Source organism: Streptococcus sp. sy004 (genome assembly GCF_007859205.1).
Taxonomy (GTDB): domain Bacteria; phylum Bacillota; class Bacilli; order Lactobacillales; family Streptococcaceae; genus Streptococcus.
The window spans coordinates 34466-56922 of sequence record NZ_VOHP01000003.1 but is presented as its reverse complement, the minus strand read 5'-3'; the positions used below and the strand labels follow the sequence as shown (position 1 = coordinate 56922).

Below are 22457 nucleotides of genomic sequence, written 5' to 3'. Positions count from 1 at the left end.
CTGAGGTAACTCGGTCTTTTTTATGTTTTCAGTAAAAATATCGGTAAAGACTAGAATTTTTCAAAAAAATGTGATAAAATTAACGTTGTAATGGGGAAACCCAAAATATTAGAGGAGGCCTGATTAAATGGCAATCGTTTCAGCAGAAAAATTTGTCCAAGCAGCCCGTGACAACGGTTATGCTGTTGGTGGATTTAACACAAACAATCTTGAGTGGACGCAAGCAATCTTGCGTGCAGCAGAGGCTAAAAAAGCTCCAGTTCTTATCCAAACATCTATGGGTGCTGCTAAGTACATGGGTGGTTACAAATTGGCTAAAGTGATGATTGAAATTCTTGTAGAATCAATGGGAATCACTGTACCAGTTGCAATCCATCTTGACCATGGTCATTATGAAGATGCACTTGAGTGTATTGAAGTGGGTTACACATCAATCATGTTTGATGGTTCACATCTTCCAATCGAAGAAAACCTTGAAAAAGCTCGTGAAGTAGTAGCTTTGGCACATGCTAAAGGTGTATCAGTTGAGGCTGAAGTTGGAACTATCGGTGGTGAAGAAGACGGTATCGTTGGTAAAGGTGAATTGGCACCAATCGAAGATGCAAAAGCTATGGTTGAAGCAGGTGTTGACTTCTTGGCTGCAGGTATCGGTAACATCCACGGTCCATATCCAGAAAACTGGGAAGGTCTTGACCTTGAGCACTTGAAGAAATTGACAGAAGCTCTTCCAGGTTTCCCAATCGTTCTTCATGGCGGTTCTGGTATTCCAGATGAGCAAATCCAAGAAGCTATCCGTCTTGGTGTTGCAAAAGTTAACGTGAATACTGAAGGACAAATTGCCTTCTCAAACGCAACTCGTCAATTTGCAGCAGATTACAATGCTAATGCAGCAGACTACGACGCTAAAAAATTGTTTGACCCACGTAAATTCTTGGCACCGGGTATCAAGGCTGTTCAAGATGCTATCGAAGATCGTATCGAAGTATTCGGTTCAACAAATAAAGCTTAATTAAGATAAGAAATAAAGGCTTATTCTTTAGAATAAGTCTTTTTTCGTTGTAAAAGCAGGAAAAATAGAAGATTTACTTGCCAAAGTACATAAGGTGTGCTATACTATCTAGGTATGTGGTGCTAGCACATCCCTTATATTTGATCAAATTAGGAGGAAAAACCATGGCTAAAGTATGTTATTTTACTGGTCGTAAGACTGTTTCAGGAAACAACCGTTCACATGCGATGAACCAAACTAAGCGTGCCGTAAAACCAAACCTTCAAAAAGTTACTGTACTGATTGATGGTAAACCAAAAAAAGTTTGGGTTTCAGCTCGTGCTCTTAAATCTGGTAAAGTAGAACGCGTTTAATAAGCAAAGGCTAGGAAATATCTTAGCTTTTTCTTTTGTCATCGACTACTTTTATAACGATAGTGATTTGTATGAGCTCCTTTTTTATAAGTCCTTGATAATATGGTAAAATGAAGTAATAAAAAGATTTGAGGTAGAAAGTATGACTGTAAAAATCAATACCAAAGATGGTCAAATTGAACTATTAGATGAAGTCATTGCAACAGTTGTTGGAGCATCTGCAACTGAGATTTTTGGCGTTGTTGGTATGGCTAGCAAAAGCACTTTGAAAGACAATTTTCAAGCACTTCTACGCAAGGAAAACTATAGTAAAGGTGTCGTTGTTACCTCAACTGAGGCAGGTATCACAGTGGATGTTTATACCATTATGAGCTACGGTGTTAAGATTAGTGAAGTGTCTAAAAATATTCAAGAACGTGTAAAATTTAACCTTGAGCATCAACTAGGCATCTCGGCTGACGTTGTCAATGTTTATGTTCAAGGCATTAAGGTTGTGGGAGAGTAAGATGTCAACGATTACAACAAGTTTATTACAAGAAATGGTACAAGCGGCAGCTACCCGTCTAAGCAAGCAATCTGAGTATGTTAATTCTTTAAATGTCTTTCCCGTTCCAGATGGCGATACTGGAACTAACATGAGCATGACCATGGATAACGGTGCCAAGGAAGTGTCTAATAAACTAGCTACAACAGTTGGTCAGGTTGGTCAGATTCTATCAAAAGGTTTGCTGATGGGAGCGCGTGGCAATTCTGGTGTAATCACATCTCAGTTATTCCGTGGTTTTGGTCAAGCGATTAAAGACAAGGAAGAATTAAACGGTAAAGATTTAGCTCAAGCTTTTCAATCAGGAGTTGAAGTTGCCTATAAGGCAGTGATGAAACCTGTTGAAGGAACCATTCTAACAGTTTCTCGTGGAGCAGCTGTAGGGGCAATGAAAAAAGCAGAAAGTACAGATGATGCGATTGAGGTCATGCGTGCAGCTCTTGACAGTGCTAAAATTGCCTTGGCTAAAACACCAGACCTTTTGCCTGTTCTTAAAGAAGTCGGCGTGGTTGACTCTGGTGGTCAAGGCTTGGTATTTATCTACGAAGGTTTTTTGTCTGCCTTAACAGGTGAATACTTAGTTTCAGAAGATTTCCAAGCAACTCCAGCAACTATGTCTGAGATGATCAACGCAACTCATCATCAATCTGTTGCTGGTCATGTGGCTACTGAAGAGATTACTTTTGGTTACTGTACAGAGATAATGGTTGCCTTAGGTCAAGGCCCAACCTATGCTAAAGAATTTAATTATGAGGAATTTCAAGGTTATTTGAGTGGTTTGGGTGATTCCCTTTTAGTTGTCAACGATGATGAGATTGTCAAAGTCCACGTTCATACTGAAGATCCAGGACTGGTGATGCAAGAAGGTTTGAAATATGGTTCTCTAGTTAAGGTCAAGGTTGACAATATGCGTGAGCAACATGAGGCTCAGGTTGAAAAAGAAAATCAGCAACAACCAGTTCAAGAAGTTAAGGATTACGGTTTAATCGCAGTCGTAGCTGGTGATGGCCTAGCTGACATTTTTAAATCCCAAGGTGTTGATTACATCATCTCTGGTGGTCAAACCATGAACCCATCAACAGAAGATATTGTTACAGCCATTGAAGCAGTTAATGCTAAGCAAGTCATTATCTTGCCAAATAATAAAAATATCTTTATGGCAGCTCAGTCAGCAGCCGATGTTGTTGATTTGCCAGTTGCAGTCGTTGAAACGAAAACGGTCGTACAAGGTTTTACTAGTTTATTAGCCTTTAATCCAACACAGTCTTTAGAAGATAATGTTAAAGCTATGACGGACAGTCTTGCAGACGTGGTCAGTGGTAGCATGACCTTGGCAGTTCGTGACACAACCATTGATGGATTGGAAATTCATGAAAATGATGTCTTGGGTATGGTTGACGGTAAAATCGTTGTATCAATGCCAGATATGGCTCAGGCTTTGCGTGCAACCTTGGATAAGATGATTGATGAAGATAGTGAAATCGTAACACTCTACGTTGGTCAAGATGGTCAAGAAGAGCTTGCTCAAGAGTTGACAGATTATCTTGAAGAAACTTATGAAGATCTTGAAGTTGAAGTTTATCAAGGAGATCAACCAGTTTATCCTTATCTCATGAGTGTTGAATAATGAAAAAGATTGAGGCAAACTTGTCTCAATCTTTTTATATTTTTATTTGCTAATTACTCAATTAAGGAGTATGATAAGAAAAAGGAGGTTTTGCTATGTTCTTGTTAAATTTTCTAGTACCTGTGATACTAATTTTTGTCGTTCTTAGTATTTTATTGAGTTGTTTGTATGTGGTACGTCAACAGACAGTTGCTATTGTTGAACGTTTTGGTAAATATCAAACAACACAACAAAGTGGCATTCATTTTCGTATGCCTTTTGGCATTGATCGGATTGCTGCTCGAGTTCAATTACGTTTACTTCAAACAGAACTTGTCGTTGAAACCAAGACCAAAGATAATGTGTTTGTAACGCTAAATATCGCAACCCAGTATCGTGTCAACGAAGCAAATGTGACAGATGCCTACTACAAATTGATGCGTCCAGAAGATCAGATTAGATCTTATATCGAAGATGCTCTTCGTTCATCTGTGCCTAAATTAACCTTGGATGAATTATTTGAGAAAAAAGATGAAATTGCTCTGGAAGTCCAACATCAAGTGGCTGAAGAAATGACCACTTATGGTTATATCATTGTTAAGACCTTGATCACCAAGGTTGAACCTGATGCTGAAGTTAAGCAGTCAATGAATGAAATCAATGCAGCTCAACGTAAGCGTGTCGCTGCTCAAGAATTAGCTAATGCAGACAAGATTAAAATTGTGACAGCTGCTGAAGCTGAGGCTGAAAAAGATCGTTTACACGGGGTCGGTATTGCCCAACAACGTAAGGCAATAGTGGATGGTTTGGCTGACTCCATTAAGGAACTCAAAGATGCCAATATTAGTCTAGATGAAGAGCAAATCATGTCTATTCTATTAACTAATCAGTATTTGGACACCTTAAATACTTTTGCAAGTAAAGGTAATCAAACGATTTTCCTACCTAACACACCAGATGGTGTAGCCGATATTCGCACACAGGTGCTATCAGCCCTTAAGGCTAATCAGAAATAACAAAAACCAAGTCAAACGACTTGGTTTTTTATTAACGTAAGAAACGTTGCAAGAATTCTTTGGTACGTTCTTCTTGTGGGTTTTCAAAAATCTGTTCAGGGGTTCCTTGTTCTGCAATAACCCCTTTATCCATGAAAATAACACGGTCAGAAACGTCACGAGCAAATTCCATTTCATGAGTCACGATAATCATGGTCAAACCTGATTTTGCTAAATCTTGCATGGTTTTAAGCACTTCACCAACCATTTCTGGATCAAGTGCTGACGTTGGTTCGTCAAAGAGAATAGCTTCTGGATCAACAGATAGAGCACGTGCAATTGCCACACGTTGTTTTTGTCCACCTGATAGTTGGCTTGGTTTTGCTTTCCAATATTGTTGTCCAAGACCAACTTTTTCAAGATTGGCTTTGGCAATTTTTTCTGCTTCAGTTCGGTCACGTTTGAGAACCGTTGTTTGAGCTACAACGGCATTATCTAAAACGTTTAAATTGTTAAAGAGATTAAAGGATTGGAATACCATACCGAGTTTCTCACGATAGGTCGTTAAGTCATAGCCCTTAGCCAGAACGTCTTGACCATGATAGAGAATCTGTCCTTCTGTTGGAGTTTCTAAAAGGTTAATGGAACGTAGAAAGGTTGATTTTCCAGATCCTGAACTACCGATGATAGAGATGACCTCGCCTTTTTTGACTTCTAGGGAGATGTCTTTAAGGACTAAGTTTTGGCCATACGATTTTTTCAAATGTTTGATTTCTAAAATGGTATTGGTCATTAGAGCACCTCCGTTTGCATTTGGTTAGCACCTGTTGTGTAATGATCCGTATCCATGCGGCGTTCAATGTAACGTAGGATACGGGTGACAGTGAAGGTTAAAACGAAGTAGATAATCGCAATGATGGTAAAGGTTTGGAAATATTGATAAGTTTGTGTTGCCACGGTATTTCCAGAGAAGTAAAGTTCAACAACGGAAATCACGTTCAAAACAGAAGTATCTTTGATGTTGATGACAAACTCATTACCAGTTGCGGGTAAGATATTACGAATAACCTGTGGCAGAACAACTTTTTTCATGGTTTGTGAATGTGTCATACCAAGGGCAGTTGCCGCTTCAAATTGTCCTTTATCCACAGCAAAGATACCACCACGAACGATTTCACTCATATAAGCACCTGTATTGATAGAAACAATAAAGATAGCAGCAAGTGTACGGTCAATAGAAATGCCAAAGGCTTGAGCTGTTCCGTAGTAGATAATCATGGCTTGAACGATCATTGGTGTGCCACGGAAAACTTCAATGTAGATATTGATTAACCAGCCAATGACTTGTTGAATAAGAGCAAGTCCTTTATTGGCAGCTTTTGGAGCAGTACGAAAGACACCAATCAAAAGACCAATCATGGTACCAATAACCGTACCCAAGATAGAAATTAAGAGTGTGATACCTGTTCCACGTAGGAATTGCTGCCAGTTTTTTGTCCAAATAGACCAAACTTGGTTGATAAAGTTTGTTTCTTCTGTGCTTTCTTCGACAGGTTGTTTAGCAATCATGTTATCCATCAGTGTTAGACGATCTTGATCTGAAATGGTAGCGAGGAGGTCATTGACTTTTCCTAGGCGATTATCATCTTTACGCATACCGACTGCAATACTGGCATCTGCTTCTGATACTTCAAAGCCAGTTTGAAGGTTAATCATTTTGAATTTGTCATTTGCCATTTCAGCAGACAGGGCTTCTGGGCGTTCAGATACATAGCCATCAATTACTCCTGATAGGAGGGCTTGACGCATTTGAGAGAAATCTCCCATAGCAGTTTGTTGATTGACTTCTTCGATTTGTGAAATGATACCATACAAGAAAGTTCCTTGTTGGGCAGTAATTTTAGCACCTGCAAAGTCAGCTAGGTTTTTAGCATTGGCATAATCACCGTCTTTGTTGACAACGACAACAGGTGAACCAGTGTAATAACTGTTTGAAAAGGCAATTTCTTGCTTACGTTCATCAGTAGGGCTCATACCAGCCACAATCATGTCGATTTTACCAGAAGTTAGGGCAGGGATCAAACCAGTCCAAGATGTCTTGACTACCAAGAGTTCTTTTCCTAAACTATCTGCAATCTTCTTAGCAATTTGGACATCATATCCGTTGGCGTACTGGTTGGTTCCCTCGATAGGAACGGCCCCATTTTCATCAGTTTCTTGAGTCCAGTTAAAAGGTGCATAAGCAGCTTCCATTCCGACTCTGAGAAATTCATCTGCTTGTGCAGGGGTCCAACTTGTAAAGAGGAAAAAGACCGCTGTAAGACAAGCAAGGAGTACTTTTCTCATATTTAATCTCCTATCTATTATAAAAGTATAACTATTTTACAAGAAAAGTTAGAAAATTTCAATACTCCGAGCCAAAAGGTAACGCTTCCATCCGAAAAATCACTAGATTTATGGTACAATGAAAAAAGAGTTTTAATAAAATAGAGGAGTTTATCATGTTTGAACTATTGAAGGCCATATTTTTTGGAATTGTTGAGGGGATTACCGAGTGGCTGCCGATTTCTAGTACAGGTCATTTGATTTTGGTACAAGAATTTATCAATTTCAAGGGTCAGAGTCAAGAGTTTATGGATGTTTTTAATGTCGTCATCCAGTTGGGTGCCATCATGGCAGTTGTGGTCATCTACTTTGACCGTCTAAATCCGTTTCGCTCAGGTAAGACAGAGCAAGAAGTTAAGCAGACTTGGCAATTATGGTTAAAGGTGATTTTGGCTTGTTTACCCGTCATTGTCATGGCCATGTTGTTTGATGATTGGTTTGAAGCTAAGTTTTATAATTTCTTTAGTGTGGCTTTGATGTTGATCATTTATGGGGTAGCATTTATCTGGATTGAAAATCGTCAAGCCAATCGTCAGCCAGAGATTACTGATTTAGCGAGCATGCCTTATGTGACAGCGATGCAAGTTGGCTTGTTTCAAATTCTCAGCTTAATGCCAGGAACTAGCCGTTCAGGTTCAACCATTATCGGTGGGATGTTGATGGGAACCAGTCGTTCAGTGGTGACAGAGTTCACTTTCTTCCTAGGTATTCCAATCATGTTTGGGGCGAGTGCTTGGAAACTTTTGAAGTTTTTCCTGGGTGGTAGTTTATTGACCTTGGAACAAATTTGTTTAATCTTAGTTGGTATGTTAACTGCTTTTGTGGTCAGTCTGTTTGTGATTCGTTTCTTGACAGGCTTTGTCAAACGCCATGATTTCAAGGGCTTTGGTTACTACCGTATTGCCTTGGGGATTTTACTGTTGATGTATTATGTCATCAAAGTACTATTCTTTGCTTAGATTTATCGAATAAAAAGGAGAGGGTAAGCTCTCCTTTTTAGTTGCAGTAAATGACAGATAAATTGATAAGTAAAACAAAATTTGTTATCATTATAATATTCAGAAAAAATAGATTGCAAAGAGAAAATAATGAAACAATACGGTTTATTAGTTAAGGAAAAAAATTTTTTAGTCTTTATCACAGCAATCAGTCTAATTTACCTAGCACAATCCATTGTAGATGTCGCAATCATTTGGTTGGTTTATGAAAAAACGCAGCAACCCTTATTTATTGCCTTATCAGTGTTTATCACACAAGTACCGTCCTTGATTTCTGCTCCATTTTTAGGAGGGGTGATGGATAAGATAGCAGTGTCTAAAGCCATATCATTGGCTAGCTTGGTGAAGGCTTTTGTCTTTATCGTTTTATGTTTACTGTCAACTCATATCAATAACCTTGTGCTAATAGTCCTTGCTCTCTTGCTAATACTAAATAGTGCTGTCAGTCCCTTGATTTCGGCAGGCAGTATTGCAATCGTTAAGGATCTTTTAGAGGACGAGCAATTTCATACTGCCAATGCTCTGGTCAATATTTCATTTGATGTGTGTTATTTGTTAGGGGCTTTTCTTTCAGGGCTAATTATTGCTCAGTTTAATCATCAGCTTATTTTTCTTTGCTCAGCTTTGTTATTCTTTTTGGCAACACTGTTGTTGTCTTTGATTCCATTAAAAAGGCATCAGGAGCAGGAAGAAGACAACGGAAAGAAAAGGCCACTTCTTCACGCTCTTCAATATCTGACATCAACTCCTAAGTTATTGTCACTAGTTTGTTTAACGTCCTTATGGAATCTACTGATATGGGGAGCCTTTCCCATCGTTTTTCCAATTTTCGTAAAGACGATTTTACAAGAAGGTGCAGCAACCTATGGCTTAATCAATGGTGTGCAATCGTTTGGTATCATTATTGGTTCTTTGATTGTAGGTGGTATCCCTAAGCATAAGAATAGCTTTCATTTAACCTTCTTATTTTTGATGGCTCATTGTGTCCTTATTGCGATTTTTTCCTTGCAAAACAATGTGCTATCGTCGATGATTTTGCTGATTGTAGCAGGAGTCATCTCATCTCCTGTTATGATTTATAAATCAACCTTTTTTCAAGAAACAATTCCAGATCAACTAAAAGGGAGAGTTTTTAGTATCATTGGTTTGTTGGGTACAGTGACTTATCCGATTGGTAACTTTTTGACGGCATTGCTACTCAATGGTATTTCTGCTGAAAATGTGGGTACCTTGCTCTTTACTTATGCAATTACTCTATTACTACTTTCGGTTGCCTTATTTGCTGTATTTTATCGTAAAGCTAATCATGAAACCTAAGAAAATAGCACTGTTTGAGTGCTATTTTTGCCTTGGTGGATAATTCAGAAAACATGTAGGCAACAGGAACAGTAAATAACAAGACAGACTAGAGTAAAAATTGTATTTTTTTGGCTTTTTCGATATAATGATAAGAATGATGACTCGTATGAGGTAAATAAAATGGAAATGAAACAAATTAGCGAAACAACGCTAAAAATCACAGTTAGTCTAGATGATTTAGAGCTTTATGGCATGGAGTTGAAAGATTTTCTTGTTCCCAAGGAAAAAACAGAAGAATTTTTCTATACCATGCTAGATGAGGTGGATTTGCCTGACAACTTCAAAAATAGTGGCATGTTGAGTTTTCGTGTGACGCCGCGTAAGGATCGCATTGATGTCTTTGTGACCAAGTCCGAGTTGAAAGAGGATTTGGATTTTGAAGATTTGGCAAACTTGGATGATGTTTCTCAGATGGATCCCGAAGAATTTTTCAAATCAATTGAGAAAAATCTCATGAAAAAAGGAGATACCAAGGCCCACGAGATGCTCAAGCAGGTTGAAGATATGGTGGATGGCATGCTGAATAAGTCAGATAGCCAAGAAGATATGGCATCGGATCATGCGATAGATAAAGATGTTGTGGAACAGTATGTTCACTATGTTTTTCGTTTTGACGATGTTAAAGAGGTGGTCGATTTTGCAACGGCAGTGACCTATGATTTAGAAGCGTCAGAACTGTATAAAGAAGAAAAAACTTATTATCTGACAATCTTACTAGACTTGGAGAATAAACCGAGCTACTATGCTAATCTAATGTATGCTCGTATGTTGGAGCATGCACAGGTCAGCCTAAGAACTAGGGCTTATTTGCAGGAGCATGCGACCTTACTCCTATCTTACCATGCAGTTGATGAGTTAAAACAATTAGGAGAATAAAAAATGGTACCTTTTACCATTGAATACGTCATGATTTTAATTGGGACTTTTCTGCTCTCCCTCATTCTGACCCCTATAGTCAGATTTATAGCCTTTAGGGTGGGAGCTGTTGATCAGCCCAATGCTCGCCGCATCAATCAAGTCCCAATGCCAAGTAGCGGTGGTCTAGCAATCATTTTGTCTTTTCTACTAACTAGCTTGATTATTATGCCGTTTATTGTGCGGTCACTTTTGTCAACGCAATCCTATTTTGATTATATTTTACCAGTGGTAGTGGCTGGTCTTGTAGTTGGTATCACTGGTTTTATTGATGATATTTATGAATTATCTCCTAAATTTAAGATGTTAGGGATTATTCTAGCAGCCATCGTGGTTTGGTATTTTACAGACTTTCGTTTTGATAGTTTTAAGATACCCTTTGGGGGAGCCTTGATTTCATTTGGTCCTGTGCTGACTTGTTTGTTGACGGTTTTGTGGATTATTTCCATAACCAATGCAGTCAATTTGATTGATGGTTTAGATGGTCTAGTTTCTGGGGTATCTATTGTCAGCCTTGGTACTATGGGTTTGGTTTCTTATTTTTTCTTACCCAAGTCAGATCTTTATCTAACCATGACCATTTTTGTTCTACTGGCAGCCATTTTGGGCTTTTTCCCTTATAATTACCATCCAGCCATTATCTATCTCGGAGATACAGGAGCCCTGTTTATTGGCTTTATGATTGGTGTCCTATCTTTACAAGGGTTGAAAAATGCCACGGCTGTGGCAGTAGTGACGCCAGTGATTATCCTAGGTGTACCGATTATGGATACGGTGGTCGCGATTATTCGTCGGAAATTATCAGGTCAAAAAATAACGCAGCCAGATAAACGCCATCTACATCACCGCTTGTTAGCGATGGGCTTTACTCATCGTGGAGCAGTTTTTGTGGTCTATGGGATTGCGATTCTCTTTTCTTTAACCTCTCTTCTCTTAAATGTATCCAGTCGTCTAGGTGGAATTTTGTTGATAATCGGATTAACCTTTGGTCTGGAAATTTTTATTGAGGGTTTGGGCATTTGGGGTATGAATAAAACGCCACTATTTAATCTTCTGAAATTCATTGGTAATAGTGATTTTCGTCAGACTACACTGCTGAAATGGCAAGAAAAATCAAAGAAATAGCAAGCTCTAAACAAAGCCTTACAAGGCTTTTTTTGTTATAATAAAGTCAAACTTAAAATGAAGGAGCCAATCATGTCTGTACTTGAAATTAAAAACTTACATGTCTCAATTGAAGACAAAGAAATTTTGCGTGGAGTTAATCTAACGTTAAAAACAGGAGAGATTGCAGCAATCATGGGACCAAACGGAACAGGAAAATCAACCCTGTCTGCCGCTATTATGGGCAATCCCAACTTTGAAGTGACCGAGGGAGAAATCCTTTTTGACGGTGTTAATCTTTTGGAATTGGAAGTTGACGAACGTGCACGTTTAGGTTTGTTTCTTGCTATGCAATATCCAAGTGAGATTCCAGGAATTACCAATGCAGAATTTATTCGTGCAGCCATGAATGCTGGTAAAGAAGATGAGGATAAGATTTCTGTGCGTGATTTCATCACTAAATTAGATGAAAAAATGGAATTGCTTGGCATGAAAGAAGAAATGGCAGAACGCTATCTCAACGAAGGGTTTTCAGGTGGAGAGAAAAAACGCAATGAAATTCTCCAACTCTTGATGTTAGAGCCTAAATTTGCCTTGCTTGATGAGATTGACTCAGGTCTTGATATTGATGCCTTGAAGGTGGTTTCTAAGGGGGTCAATGCCATGCGTGGAGATGGCTTTGGTGCCATGATTATCACCCACTATCAACGTTTACTCAATTACATCACACCAGATGTGGTGCATGTGATGATGGATGGGCGCGTGGTACTATCAGGTGGTGCAGATTTGGCTAAACGCTTGGAAAATGAAGGTTACGCCAAAATCGCTGAGGAACTGGGCTTGGATTATCAAGAAGAGGCTTAGTCTAAGACTGGATAAAAGGAGAACGAAATGACAAGGGAAAGCATTCTTAATTTTTCACAAGGTCATGCTGAGCCAAAATGGTTACAAGAACGTCGTTTAGCAGCGTTTGACAAGTTAGACGACTTGGATTTTCCTATGATTGAACGGGTTAAGTTTCATCGTTGGAATTTAGGCGATGGCACGGTGACAGATAGTCCAGAAGTTGCTAGTGTACCAGACTTTATCCAGCTAGATGACAATCCTAAGCTGGTGCAAGTAGGAACGCAGACTGTTTTGGAACAATTACCAGCCAAGCTCTTGGAACAAGGTGTGGTTTTGACAGATTTGAGAACTGCCTTGGAAGAAATCCCAGAGCAAATTGAGGCTAATTTTGGTCAAGCAGTTGCTTATGACGCTAATAAATTGGCAGCCTATCACACGGCTTATTTCAATAGCGGTGCCGTGCTTTATGTTCCTGACAATGTTGAGATTGAGCAACCTATCGAAAATATTTTTCTGCAAGATAGCGATAGCGATGTGCCTTTCAACAAGCATGTCTTGATTATCTTAGGTAAAAATGCTAAAGTGACTTATTTGGAACGATTTGAATCAATTGGGCAAAATACTCAACAAGCAACTGCTAATATCTGTGTAGAAGTGATTGCTGGAGCAGGTAGTCAAATTAAATTTGCAGCCATTGATCGCCTAGGTGAGAACGTGACAGCCTATGTCACACGTTGTGGTAGTCATGCCGATGACGCAACGATTGACTGGGCATTGGGTGTCATGAATGAAGGCAATGTAGTTTGTGATTTTGACAGTGAGTTAATTGGTCATGGTAGTCATGCCAACCTAAAAGTAGTAGCCGTTTCAAGTGGTCGTCAAGTACAAGGGATTGATACACGTGTCACCAACTATGGTCGTTCGTCAGTCGGTCATATTTTGCAACACGGGGTTATCTTAGAACGTGCGACCTTGACGTTCAATGGTATCGGCCATATCATCAAAGGGGCTAAAGGAGCAGATGCGCAACAAGAAAGCCGTGTGTTGATGTTGTCAGATAAGGCTCGTTCAGATGCCAATCCGATTCTTTTGATTGATGAAAATGAAGTCACGGCAGGTCATGCTGCCTCAATCGGTCAAGTTGATCCAGAAGACATGTATTATTTGATGAGTCGTGGTATCGATCAAATTACTGCGGAAAAGTTAGTGATTCGTGGCTTCCTAGGGACTGTGATTACGGAAATTCCAGTCAAGTCAGTACGTGAAGACATGATTGCCGTAATTGATGAAAAGTTGGACAAACGCTAATGCAAGCAGAATTTTGGCAAGATTTTCCGATTTTACAAGAGCAGATACAGGGTGAACCTTTGGTTTATCTGGACAATGCAGCGACCAGTCAAAAGCCTCAAATGGTCTTAGATGCTCTCAATCAATACTATCGTACCAGCAATGCTAATGTTCATCGTGGGGTTCACAGTCTAGCTGAAAGAGCAACGACAGCCTATGAGATAGCTCGCGACAAGGTGGCAGATTTTATCGGTGCTAATCGAAAAGAAATCATTTTTACCAAAGGGACTACTGCGGGTTTGAATATTGTTGCTACTTGGGCTGAACGACTCTTAAAACCAGGTGATGAGGTTTTGATCAGTATTATGGAACATCATGCCAATCTCATACCTTGGCAACAGGTTTGTCAACGAACAGGAGCTAAATTAGTCTATGTTTATCTAAAAGACGGACAATTGGATCTGGCTGACTTGAAAACGAAGTTAAATGCAAAAACGAAGTTTGTGAGTATTGCTCATGTGTCAAATGTCCTTGGTTGTGTCAATCCAGTCAAAGAAATTGCTGATTTGGCTCATCAAGTAGGGGCTTATCTTGTCCTTGATGCCGCGCAATCAGCAGGTCATATTGCCTTGAATGTGGCTGATTTAGCTTGTGATTTTATGGTGTTTTCAGGCCACAAGATGTACGCTCCTACTGGGATTGGTGTCTTGTACGGACGAAAAAGTTTGTTGGAACAATTGCCACCTGTCGAATTTGGTGGGGAAATGATTGCCAGTGTGAGTGAGCAAGAAGCTAGTTGGGCTGATTTACCGTATAAGTTTGAGGCTGGAACGCCTCCTATCGCAGAAGCCATTGGTTTGGGTGCTGCCATTGACTACCTTAACCAGATTGGCTTGTCTAAGGTTATCGCACATGAAGCGAATTTGATCGCCTATCTGTTGCCTAAATTGCAGCAAATTGATGGTTTGACCCTTTATGGTCCAAAAGATAGACAAAACAGACTGGGTGTCATTTCCTTTAATCTAGAAGGGCTTCATCCGCATGATGCGGCGACAGCTCTTGATTATCAAGGGATTGCAGTTAGGGCAGGTCACCATTGTGCCCAGCCCTTGATGACTTATCTAGGCACAAATGCCACAGTGCGTGCGAGCTTAGCCTGTTACAATACCAAGGCTGACTGTGACCGGTTGATTTCTGGTATTCAGGCAACAAAGGAGTTTTTCAATGGCCTTATCTAATCTTAATCAACTCTATATGACCTTGATAACTGATCATGCTAAAAGTCCTCATCATTATGGGGCTTTGGCAGATATTGAACCCATAACCTTACATAATCCGAGTTGTGGTGATGTGATTCATCTCTTTGTCAAATGGGGAGATGATAAGGTTGAAGACATCAGTTTTTCTGGTAAAGGATGTAGTATTTCAACGGCGTCAGCCAGTATGATGACAGATTTAGTCAAAGGTGAACGAAAAGATGACATTAACGAACTTTTGGAGTTGTTTTCTCAGCTAATGCAAGGGCAAAAGCTGGCTCAGTCAAAGCGTCTTGGCGATGCTGAATTTCTAGCAGGAGTGACCAAGTTTCCCCAACGGATAAAATGTGCTAATCTCGCTTGGCAAGCCATGACGAAGGTGTTAACAAAACAAGAAAATTGAACGAATAAAAAATATGAGGAGATAATTATGGCAGAAACAAATGAAATCGTTGAGCCAAAGCCGATTGATCTTGGTGAATATAAATTCGGTTTCCATGATGATGTTGATCCCATCTATTCCACAGGTAAGGGCTTGAGTGAAGCGGTGGTTAGGCAGATGTCAGCAGAAAAAAACGAACCTGAGTGGATGTTAGAGTTTCGCTTGAAATCCTTGGAAACCTTCCAAAAAATGCCTATGCAGAATTGGGGGCCAGATTTGTCTGATATTGATTTTGATGATATTATTTACTATCAAAAACCATCAGATAAGCCAGCTCGTTCTTGGGATGATGTTCCTGAAAAGATTAAGGAAACCTTTGAACGCATTGGTATTCCAGAAGCTGAAAGAGCCTATTTGGCAGGAGCAGCGGCACAATATGAGTCTGAAGTGGTTTATCACAACATGAAAGAAGAATTTGAAAAGCTGGGGATTGTTTTTACGGATACAGATTCAGCCTTGCGTGAGTATCCAGACCTATTCAAGCAGTATTTTGCCAAATTAGTCCCACCAACAGATAACAAACTTGCAGCTCTGAACTCAGCAGTGTGGTCAGGTGGTACCTTTATCTATGTGCCTAAGGGTGTCAAGGTCGATATTCCGTTACAGACTTACTTCCGTATCAACAATCAAAACACAGGTCAGTTTGAACGTACGTTGATCATCGTTGATGAAGGGGCTAGTGTACATTATGTTGAAGGTTGTACAGCACCGACCTATTCAACCAATAGTTTACATGCAGCTATTGTGGAAATTTTTGCCCTTGATGGTGCTTATGTTCGCTATACCACGATTCAAAACTGGTCGGACAATGTTTATAACCTAGTAACCAAGCGTGCTAGAGCTACTAAGAATGCTACTGTGGAGTGGATTGATGGCAATTTGGGTGCTAAAACAACCATGAAATACCCGTCAGTTTACTTGGACGGTGAAGGGGCTCGTGGTACCATGTTATCAATCGCCTTTGCCAATACTGGACAAAAGCAAGATACAGGGGCTAAGATGATTCATAATGCTCCTCATACTAGCTCATCTATTGTTTCCAAATCGATTGCCAAGGGTGGTGGCGAGGTTAACTATCGTGGTCAGGTGACCTTTGCTAAAAATTCTAAGAAGTCTGTCAGCCATATCGAATGTGATACCATCATTATGGATGACCAGTCTAAGTCAGACACCATTCCATTTAATGAGATTCACAATTCACAAGTCGCTCTTGAGCATGAAGCCAAAGTTTCAAAAATCTCTGAAGAACAACTTTACTATCTGATGAGCCGTGGGCTGTCTGAGAGTGAAGCGACAGAGATGATTGTCATGGGCTTTGTTGAGCCTTTTACCAAGGAATTGCCAATGGAATATGCTGTTGAACTTAACCGTTTGATTAGTTATGAAATGGAAGGTTCAGTCGGCTAGATAAAACTTTATCATAAAGAAAAACCAGTTAGGAAACTAACTGGTTTTATAATTTTTCATTAACGTAACGAACAAAGTGATTCCACCAAACTTTTAGGAAGAAGCTACGTTTGACTTCGTCAGCCGCGACCAATTCGGCTTGTGGTGGGTTATCAAGGTAGCCGACACCAACCAAGTCTTTGTCCTCAAAAGTAGCAAGAGCAACGACCTCGCCTTTTTTGATCGGAGCAGTGAGTTCATTGTTGGTAGAAATGGTGACGTTTTTGGTCAACTGGTCAGATTTTTTTTGCACGACATTGAAATCTTTTTTGGCAATTGCTAAGACGCTTTTTTGTTTACCATCACTAACAGGAACAGTTTGTTTTTTGAAAGGTTGACCAGCCTCAATGACAGTGGTCATTTCATAGGTGCTTCTGACATAGTCTAGTAGGTTTGTTGTGGCAATAAAGCGAGCAAAGGGATTATTGTCAGGGTTATCAGCGTTCAAAACCACTGTAATGACTCGCATGCCGTTTTCAGTAGATGTTCCCACAAAGGATGGGCCAGCCAACTCGGTTGTTCCTGTTTTCAGACCGTCAACGCCTTCACGACCATAGGTTTGCTGAGGTAGCATGTAATTGAAGGTGTTCATGATAGTACCATCAAAATCGGCTGTACTTTTACTAGTGATTTTGAGAATTTCTGGATAGTCTTGAATGAGATGACGAGCAATGATGGCTACTGACTTAGCAGACATCATGTTTTCGTCGTCATTATTAGACCCTGGATAGATATTGTTGCCAAGGGCACTATTGTTTAGACCAGAAGCATTGACCAATTTGGCATCTGTAATTCCCCACTTTTTCAGTTGTTTTTGCATCATATCGACAAATGCAGGTTCACTACCAGCAATTTTTTCAGCTAGAGCAATGGCAGCACTATTAGCTGAGGCAATCATACTGGCTTCTAAGAGTTGCTTAACGGTATATTGTCTAGCTTCCATAGGGACATTACTGGCTAGGCTGTTAGCAGTGAGTTGATAAGGATAATCAGAAATATCAACCATATCATCCATACTAAGCCTACCGGCATTGACCTCTTGATAGACCATATAAGCGGTCATGATTTTTGTGATAGAAGCAATCCCTGCAATGGTTTCAGCGTCCTTTTCATAGAGAATTTTTCCTGTGCTGGCTTCAACGGCAATGGCATGTTTGGCAGACACATCAAAATTATCTGCTGCCCAGACCTTGACTGATGAAGAGAGAAATGATAATATAATTATTACAAAACAAGCTATTTTTTTCATTTTTATACAAACCTTTCAAACTGCTCTAAAATCATTATACCATAAAGAAAGTCAGTAATAAATGGAAGAATAGCTGAGCAGGATTGAGTTTGTTAAAAATATAATTTTCTAAAAATTTATGGAAAACACTTTCCTTTTAAGAAAACTTTATGGTATAATGTAAAACAAATTATTAGAAAAAGAGGAGTCGCTTATGGTGAATAAGAAAAAATTATTCCAATCAGCAGGTGTGACACTTTTAGCTACATCAGTTCTTGCAGCTTGTGGTAAGAGTGAAAACACTGCTTCAAATCAGTCTATCTATAACTATGTCTATACAGCAGATCCAGATACATTAGACTACATCAAGGCCAATCGTGCCTCAACGGGTGATGTGGTAACCCAAGGGGTTGATGGACTTCTTGAAAACGATGAGTATGGTAACTTGGTTGGTTCCTTGGCTAAGGACTGGAAAGTATCAGCTGATGGTTTGACTTATACTTATACCCTACGCGACGATGCTAAATGGTTTACATCAGATGGTGAAGAGTATGCAGACGTTACTGCACAAGACTTTGTGACTGGTTTGAAACATGCGGCAGACTCTCAATCGGACGCTCTTTATGTCGTGCAAGACTCAATCAAGGGCTTGCAAGACTATCTTGATGGGAAGACAAAAGACTTCTCAACAGTCGGCGTTAAAGCACTTGATGATAAGACGGTTCAATATACTCTAAATAAACCAGAATCTTATTGGAATTCTAAGGTTACTTATAGTATCTTGTTCCCAGTAAATGAAGAATTCTTGAAATCTCAAGGTGAAGACTTTGGTAAGGTTGATCCATCAAGTATCCTTTACAATGGACCATTCATCTTGAAATCATTGACTTCAAAATCTTCTATCGTCATGGAAAAAAATCCAAACTATTTTGATGCAGACAAGGTCAGCTTAGATGGTATCCAATGGACATATTATGATGGTTCAGATTCAGACAGCCTTTATAAAAACTTTGCTGATGGTGTTTACAGTATAGCTCGTCTTTATCCAAATAAACCAAGTTATAAAGAAGCCGTTAAAAACTATGGCGATAACGTCGTTTATGGATTACAAGATGACACGATTTACTTTGCGAGATTTAACCTTGATCGTGGGGACTACAAGTTCACTGCCAAGGAAAGTGACAAGCAAAAAGCTGACACTAAGGCAGCTATCTTGAACAAAGACTTCCGTCAAGCCGTTAACTTTGCCTTAGACCGTGTTGCCTACAACTCACAGTTGGCTGGTGAAGAAGCAGCAACTAAGTCATTGCGTAACCTGCTTGTTCCACCGACTTTTGTATCAAGTGGTGACAAGTCATTTGGTGCCTTGGTCAAAGAGCAACTCTCTACTTATGGTGAGGAGTGGGCTGATGTCAATCTAGATGATGCTCAAGACGGCATGTACAATGCTGAAAAAGCTAAGGCTGAGTTTGCTAAGGCAAAAGAAGCCCTTCAAGCCCAAGGTGTGGAATTCCCAATTCGCTTGGATATTCCTGCTGACCAAGCAAATGAAGTTCAAGTGCAACAAGCTAGTTCAGTGAAACAATCAATCGAAGCAGCACTTGGTAAAGAAAATGTTGTGATTGATGTGAACAAGATGTCAACAGAAGAGTATGAGAATACGACTTACTTTGCTGAGTCAGCAGCTCAACATGATTATGATATCTACCTAGATGGTGGTTGGGGACCAGACTACAAAGATCCATCAACTTACCTTGACGTCTTTAATGTTGAAAATGGTGGTTTGATGAAGACAATCGGTATCGATCCAAAATCAACATCAGCAGCCGTTGCAGCGTCAGGTCTTGATGAGTACACGAAATTACTTAAAGAAGCTAATGCTAACACAACAGACTTGACGGCTCGTTACACAGCCTATGCGAAAGCTCAGGCTTGGTTGACAGATAGTGCTATCACGCTTCCATTGGTATCAAGAGGTGGTTTGGCTACATTGACTAAGGTTGAGCCAGCGTCAGGTTCTTATGGTGCTATCGGTGTCAAAGGAAATGACTACTTCAAATACGTTAAGTTGAGAGATGAGGCGGTCACAACAAAAGAGCGTGATGAAGTCATTGCTAAATGGCAAGAAGAAAAAGCCAAATCTAATGCTGAGTACGAAGCTAATCTAGCTAGTCACGTTGAAAAATAGAAAACGAAAAAGGGAGTGGTAACTTTGAGTCCCACTCTCTTTTGAGTATTGAGGATAGCTATGAAAAAATATATTATTGAACGATTATTGCGGTCGCTAGTTTCTATTTTTCTAGTGACAACCTTGACATATGCCATCGTTTTTTCTTTGGTACCAAGAAAGTTGATTTTCAAGCAGGACGCTAACTATAATAAACTAGCCAAAACCCCTGATATGAAAACCAACTATGAAAATACCATTTTTGAACGCATGGGGTATTTGGAATATTACACCAGTAAAGAATTGCAAGCAAAAGCAGTTAAGACGAATCCTACGGTCACGACAGAAGCTAATGCTAGCAACGAAAAAATCTACCAAGACTACATTAAATCTATTGGACGTGGTTGGCAATTAAAACGCTTTGAAGAAAGCAAGGAATTTTATGCGACACGTGAGATTCCACTATATGAGCGTGTGTGGAACTTCTATGCCAACTTGATTCAGATTGATCACCCATGGCGAGTACAAGATAAGTCTAACCCTGATTTGCCACGTTACATTCGCCTAGAAAATGATAAATCAGTCGGTTGGGCATTGGTTGGTTCAGGAACAATTCATAAATACCTTGTGTATGTCAATGGTCAGTTCCCTTATTTACACCAAAACTTGATTACGCTAAACCTAGGAACGTCTTACCCAACTTATGGCAATATCCCTGTTTTACAGGTCATTACGCAGGGTCAAGGACGAGCTAAGACCGAGCCGATCACTTTCCCAACAGGCGTTACTAAAACGTCTTCTGTCAATATCTATAGTAGAACCTACAAGTCACCAAGTCAGGCTGATGCACGTGACAAGGCTAACTATGGAGCAGACGATCCTTATACAGCGACACAAACCAACTTTACCGATCCATCAATGATTTCAAGTTCTTTTAAGATTGGGATTATCGGTGTGATTATCTCTTATGTTCTAGGCTTGCCACTGGGTCTTTTGATGACTCGTTTCAAGGGGACTTGGTTTGATTCGCTATCAACTAGTGCCATGACTTTCTTACTTGCCTTACCAAGTGTTGCCGTTATCTATATTGTGCGTCAGACAGGGTCTAGTATCTTTGGTTTGCCAAATGCCTTTCCAATCTTGGGAGCAGCAGATATGCGATCTTATATCTTACCTGCTTTTATCCTTGGTTTCTTGGCAGTACCAGGACTGGCTCTATGGTTCAGACGTTACTTGGTGGATCAACAAAGCAGTGATTATGTCCGTTTTGCTCGTGCCAAAGGCTTGTCTGAGGCAGAAATTTCTAAAAAACACCTCTTCAAAAATGCCATGGTACCAATCGTTTCAGGTATTCCAGGGGCAATCATTTTTGCCATTGCTGGAGCGACCTTGACAGAAACCGTTTTTGCCTTTCCAGGTATGGGTAAAATGTTGATTGATTCCATTAGAGCAGCCAACAATGCCATGGTCATCGGTCTTGTCTTTATCTTTACAAGCCTGTCAATTATCTCACTTCTTTTGGGTGATATTTTGATGACCATTATTGACCCACGTATCAAACTAAGTAGTAAAGGAGGAAAATAATGGCTAAGATTGATAAAAGTAAATTTGAATTTGTTGCCTTGGATAACTATGCGTCAGAAACGATTGACGCACCTGCTTATTCTTATTGGAAGTCTGTTTTTCGCCAATTTTTCTCTAAGAAATCAACCTTGCTGATGTTGACGCTCTTGATTGGCATTATTGTCATGAGCTTTGTCTATCCCTTGTTTGCCAATTATGATTTTGAAGATGTCAGCAGTATCAACGATTTTTCAAAACGCTATATTTGGCCAAATGGTCAGTATTGGTTTGGTACCGATGAAAAAGGGCAATCGCTCTTTGACGGGGTTTGGTATGGAGCGAGAAACTCTATTGTCATCTCGATTATTGCGACTGTTATCAATACGGTTTTAGGTGTTGCCATTGGTGGTGTTTGGGGTGTGTCTAAACGTCTAGATAAGATTATGCTAGAAGTTTACAATGTCATTTCCAATATTCCAGAAATGTTAATCATCATTGTGATGACTTACTCTTTGGGTGCTGGTTTTTGGAATTTGATTTTGGCCTTCTGTTTGACAGGTTGGTTGGGTATTGCCTATAGCATTCGTTTGCAGGTCTTGCGTTATCGTGATTTGGAGTATAACTTAGCCAGTCAAACCTTGGGCACACCGATTTTGAAAATTGTCAGCAAGAATCTTTTGCCACAGTTGGTGTCTGTGATTGTGACCATGGTATCGCAAATGCTACCAAGTTATATTTCTTATGAAGCTTTTCTATCATTCTTTGGTCTAGGTCTGCCTGTGACTGAACCAAGTTTGGGACGTTTGATTTCTAAGTATTCGACAGACTTGGTAAGTAATGGTTATTTGTTCTGGATTCCATTGACCGTTTTGATTCTAGTATCCCTACCACTCTTTATCGTTGGGCAAAATTTGGCTGACGCGAGTGACCCACGTTCACATAGATAGGAGATTA

20 protein-coding genes are annotated in these 22457 nt (G+C 39.8%); 17 read left to right on the top strand and 3 right to left on the bottom strand.

The genetic code is table 11. The annotated features are described in order from the left end of the window. Nucleotides 1-127 precede the first annotated feature (127 nt). The 5 genes from FRX54_RS03875 (at nt 128) to FRX54_RS03855 (ending at nt 4528) form a co-directional block, all read left to right on the top strand. Nucleotides 128-1009 carry a class II fructose-bisphosphate aldolase gene (locus FRX54_RS03875; RefSeq protein WP_146461263.1) on the top strand — a complete coding sequence of 294 codons (882 nt, stop codon included), beginning with the start codon at nt 128-130 and terminating at the stop codon, nt 1007-1009. A gap of 164 nt (nt 1010-1173) precedes the next feature. Further along, the gene (gene rpmB, locus FRX54_RS03870) at nt 1174-1362 is read left to right on the top strand and encodes a 50S ribosomal protein L28 (protein ID WP_135029489.1); all 189 of its coding nucleotides are present in this window, start codon (nt 1174-1176) and stop codon (nt 1360-1362) included. 142 nt (nt 1363-1504) lie between these two features. Further along, on the top strand, nt 1505-1867 hold the full coding sequence (locus FRX54_RS03865; RefSeq protein WP_146461261.1) for an Asp23/Gls24 family envelope stress response protein: 363 nt from the start codon (nt 1505-1507) through the stop codon (nt 1865-1867). A 1-nt stretch (nt 1868) separates the two neighbouring features. After that, nucleotides 1869-3533 carry a DAK2 domain-containing protein gene (locus tag FRX54_RS03860; protein WP_146461259.1) on the top strand — a complete coding sequence of 555 codons (1665 nt, stop codon included), beginning with the start codon at nt 1869-1871 and terminating at the stop codon, nt 3531-3533. Nucleotides 3534-3628: 95 nt separating this feature from the next. After that, entirely contained in the window at nt 3629-4528 is a 900-nt protein-coding gene (locus tag FRX54_RS03855; protein ID WP_146461257.1) for an SPFH domain-containing protein, read from the top strand. Between the two features lie 31 nt (nt 4529-4559). Here FRX54_RS03855 and FRX54_RS03850 read toward each other — a convergent pair whose 3' ends face one another. Together FRX54_RS03850 and FRX54_RS03845 are read right to left on the bottom strand one after the other, a co-directional pair. Further along, the gene (locus FRX54_RS03850) at nt 4560-5300 is read right to left on the bottom strand and encodes an amino acid ABC transporter ATP-binding protein (RefSeq protein WP_146461255.1); all 741 of its coding nucleotides are present in this window, start codon (nt 5298-5300) and stop codon (nt 4560-4562) included. Further along, the gene (locus FRX54_RS03845; protein ID WP_146461253.1) at nt 5300-6853 is read right to left on the bottom strand and encodes an ABC transporter substrate-binding protein/permease; all 1554 of its coding nucleotides are present in this window, start codon (nt 6851-6853) and stop codon (nt 5300-5302) included. Before FRX54_RS03845 ends, FRX54_RS03850 begins: the two co-directional genes overlap by 1 nt. Nucleotides 6854-7008: 155 nt before the next feature. Between FRX54_RS03845 and FRX54_RS03840 the strand changes: the two genes are divergently transcribed. The 9 genes from FRX54_RS03840 to sufB all read left to right on the top strand — a co-directional run bounded on the left by FRX54_RS03840 (nt 7009) and on the right by sufB (nt 16506). Beyond that, nucleotides 7009-7851 carry an undecaprenyl-diphosphate phosphatase gene (locus FRX54_RS03840; RefSeq protein ID WP_146461251.1) on the top strand — a complete coding sequence of 281 codons (843 nt, stop codon included), beginning with the start codon at nt 7009-7011 and terminating at the stop codon, nt 7849-7851. 129 nt (nt 7852-7980) lie between these two features. Next, on the top strand, nt 7981-9207 hold the full coding sequence (locus tag FRX54_RS03835) for an MFS transporter (RefSeq protein ID WP_146461249.1): 1227 nt from the start codon (nt 7981-7983) through the stop codon (nt 9205-9207). 162 nt (nt 9208-9369) lie between these two features. Next, the gene (gene mecA, locus FRX54_RS03830) at nt 9370-10125 is read left to right on the top strand and encodes an adaptor protein MecA (RefSeq protein ID WP_146461247.1); all 756 of its coding nucleotides are present in this window, start codon (nt 9370-9372) and stop codon (nt 10123-10125) included. Between the two features lie 3 nt (nt 10126-10128). Beyond that, nucleotides 10129-11289, top strand: a complete 1161-nt coding sequence (locus FRX54_RS03825) for a glycosyltransferase family 4 protein (RefSeq protein WP_146461245.1) — start codon at nt 10129-10131, stop codon at nt 11287-11289. Nucleotides 11290-11361: 72 nt separating this feature from the next. Next, on the top strand, nt 11362-12132 hold the full coding sequence (gene sufC / locus FRX54_RS03820; protein WP_146461243.1) for a Fe-S cluster assembly ATPase SufC: 771 nt from the start codon (nt 11362-11364) through the stop codon (nt 12130-12132). Nucleotides 12133-12159: 27 nt separating this feature from the next. Beyond that, a complete protein-coding gene (gene sufD, locus FRX54_RS03815) occupies nt 12160-13422 on the top strand; it encodes a Fe-S cluster assembly protein SufD (protein WP_146461241.1) in 1263 nt (420 codons plus the stop codon). After that, nucleotides 13422-14639: a cysteine desulfurase gene (locus FRX54_RS03810; RefSeq protein WP_146461239.1), complete on the top strand. Its 1218-nt coding sequence runs from the start codon at nt 13422-13424 to the stop codon at nt 14637-14639. Before sufD ends, FRX54_RS03810 begins: the two co-directional genes overlap by 1 nt. After that, nucleotides 14626-15060, top strand: coding sequence for a Fe-S cluster assembly sulfur transfer protein SufU (gene sufU, locus FRX54_RS03805; protein ID WP_146461238.1), 435 nt, complete (start codon nt 14626-14628; stop codon nt 15058-15060). The genes FRX54_RS03810 and sufU overlap by 14 nt, the downstream gene beginning before the upstream one ends. A 27-nt stretch (nt 15061-15087) precedes the next feature. Further along, nucleotides 15088-16506, top strand: coding sequence for a Fe-S cluster assembly protein SufB (gene sufB, locus FRX54_RS03800; RefSeq protein WP_146461236.1), 1419 nt, complete (start codon nt 15088-15090; stop codon nt 16504-16506). A 46-nt stretch (nt 16507-16552) separates the two neighbouring features. Here sufB and pbp3 read toward each other — a convergent pair whose 3' ends face one another. Further along, nucleotides 16553-17794, bottom strand: a complete 1242-nt coding sequence (pbp3, locus tag FRX54_RS03795) for a D-alanyl-D-alanine carboxypeptidase PBP3 (RefSeq protein ID WP_146461234.1) — start codon at nt 17792-17794, stop codon at nt 16553-16555. Nucleotides 17795-17990: 196 nt separating this feature from the next. On the opposite strand from pbp3, the gene FRX54_RS03790 reads away from it, so the two are divergent. From FRX54_RS03790 to oppC, 3 genes are read left to right on the top strand one after another with little or no spacing between them, the layout of a single operon-like run. Next, nucleotides 17991-19961, top strand: coding sequence for a peptide ABC transporter substrate-binding protein (locus tag FRX54_RS03790; RefSeq protein WP_398586808.1), 1971 nt, complete (start codon nt 17991-17993; stop codon nt 19959-19961). Nucleotides 19962-20021: 60 nt separating this feature from the next. Further along, nucleotides 20022-21524 carry an ABC transporter permease gene (locus FRX54_RS03785; protein WP_146461230.1) on the top strand — a complete coding sequence of 501 codons (1503 nt, stop codon included), beginning with the start codon at nt 20022-20024 and terminating at the stop codon, nt 21522-21524. After that, nucleotides 21524-22450: an oligopeptide ABC transporter permease OppC gene (gene oppC, locus FRX54_RS03780; protein WP_146461228.1), complete on the top strand. Its 927-nt coding sequence runs from the start codon at nt 21524-21526 to the stop codon at nt 22448-22450. The genes FRX54_RS03785 and oppC overlap by 1 nt, the downstream gene beginning before the upstream one ends. Nucleotides 22451-22457 lie beyond the last annotated feature (7 nt).

What these genes read in the sequence shown, in the direction of transcription:
- FRX54_RS03875 (WP_146461263.1), top strand. Translation starts at nt 128, where the DNA reads ATGGCAATCGTTTCAGCAGAAAAATTTGTCCAAGCAGCCCGTGACAAC.
- rpmB (WP_135029489.1), top strand. Translation starts at nt 1,174, where the DNA reads ATGGCTAAAGTATGTTATTTTACTGGTCGTAAGACTGTTTCAGGAAAC.
- FRX54_RS03865 (WP_146461261.1), top strand. Translation starts at nt 1,505, where the DNA reads ATGACTGTAAAAATCAATACCAAAGATGGTCAAATTGAACTATTAGAT.
- FRX54_RS03860 (WP_146461259.1), top strand. Translation starts at nt 1,869, where the DNA reads ATGTCAACGATTACAACAAGTTTATTACAAGAAATGGTACAAGCGGCA.
- FRX54_RS03855 (WP_146461257.1), top strand. Translation starts at nt 3,629, where the DNA reads ATGTTCTTGTTAAATTTTCTAGTACCTGTGATACTAATTTTTGTCGTT.
- FRX54_RS03850 (WP_146461255.1), bottom strand. Translation starts at nt 5,300, where the DNA reads ATGACCAATACCATTTTAGAAATCAAACATTTGAAAAAATCGTATGGC.
- FRX54_RS03845 (WP_146461253.1), bottom strand. Translation starts at nt 6,853, where the DNA reads ATGAGAAAAGTACTCCTTGCTTGTCTTACAGCGGTCTTTTTCCTCTTT.
- FRX54_RS03840 (WP_146461251.1), top strand. Translation starts at nt 7,009, where the DNA reads ATGTTTGAACTATTGAAGGCCATATTTTTTGGAATTGTTGAGGGGATT.
- FRX54_RS03835 (WP_146461249.1), top strand. Translation starts at nt 7,981, where the DNA reads ATGAAACAATACGGTTTATTAGTTAAGGAAAAAAATTTTTTAGTCTTT.
- mecA (WP_146461247.1), top strand. Translation starts at nt 9,370, where the DNA reads ATGGAAATGAAACAAATTAGCGAAACAACGCTAAAAATCACAGTTAGT.
- FRX54_RS03825 (WP_146461245.1), top strand. Translation starts at nt 10,129, where the DNA reads ATGGTACCTTTTACCATTGAATACGTCATGATTTTAATTGGGACTTTT.
- sufC (WP_146461243.1), top strand. Translation starts at nt 11,362, where the DNA reads ATGTCTGTACTTGAAATTAAAAACTTACATGTCTCAATTGAAGACAAA.
- sufD (WP_146461241.1), top strand. Translation starts at nt 12,160, where the DNA reads ATGACAAGGGAAAGCATTCTTAATTTTTCACAAGGTCATGCTGAGCCA.
- FRX54_RS03810 (WP_146461239.1), top strand. Translation starts at nt 13,422, where the DNA reads ATGCAAGCAGAATTTTGGCAAGATTTTCCGATTTTACAAGAGCAGATA.
- sufU (WP_146461238.1), top strand. Translation starts at nt 14,626, where the DNA reads ATGGCCTTATCTAATCTTAATCAACTCTATATGACCTTGATAACTGAT.
- sufB (WP_146461236.1), top strand. Translation starts at nt 15,088, where the DNA reads ATGGCAGAAACAAATGAAATCGTTGAGCCAAAGCCGATTGATCTTGGT.
- pbp3 (WP_146461234.1), bottom strand. Translation starts at nt 17,794, where the DNA reads ATGAAAAAAATAGCTTGTTTTGTAATAATTATATTATCATTTCTCTCT.
- FRX54_RS03785 (WP_146461230.1), top strand. Translation starts at nt 20,022, where the DNA reads ATGAAAAAATATATTATTGAACGATTATTGCGGTCGCTAGTTTCTATT.
- oppC (WP_146461228.1), top strand. Translation starts at nt 21,524, where the DNA reads ATGGCTAAGATTGATAAAAGTAAATTTGAATTTGTTGCCTTGGATAAC.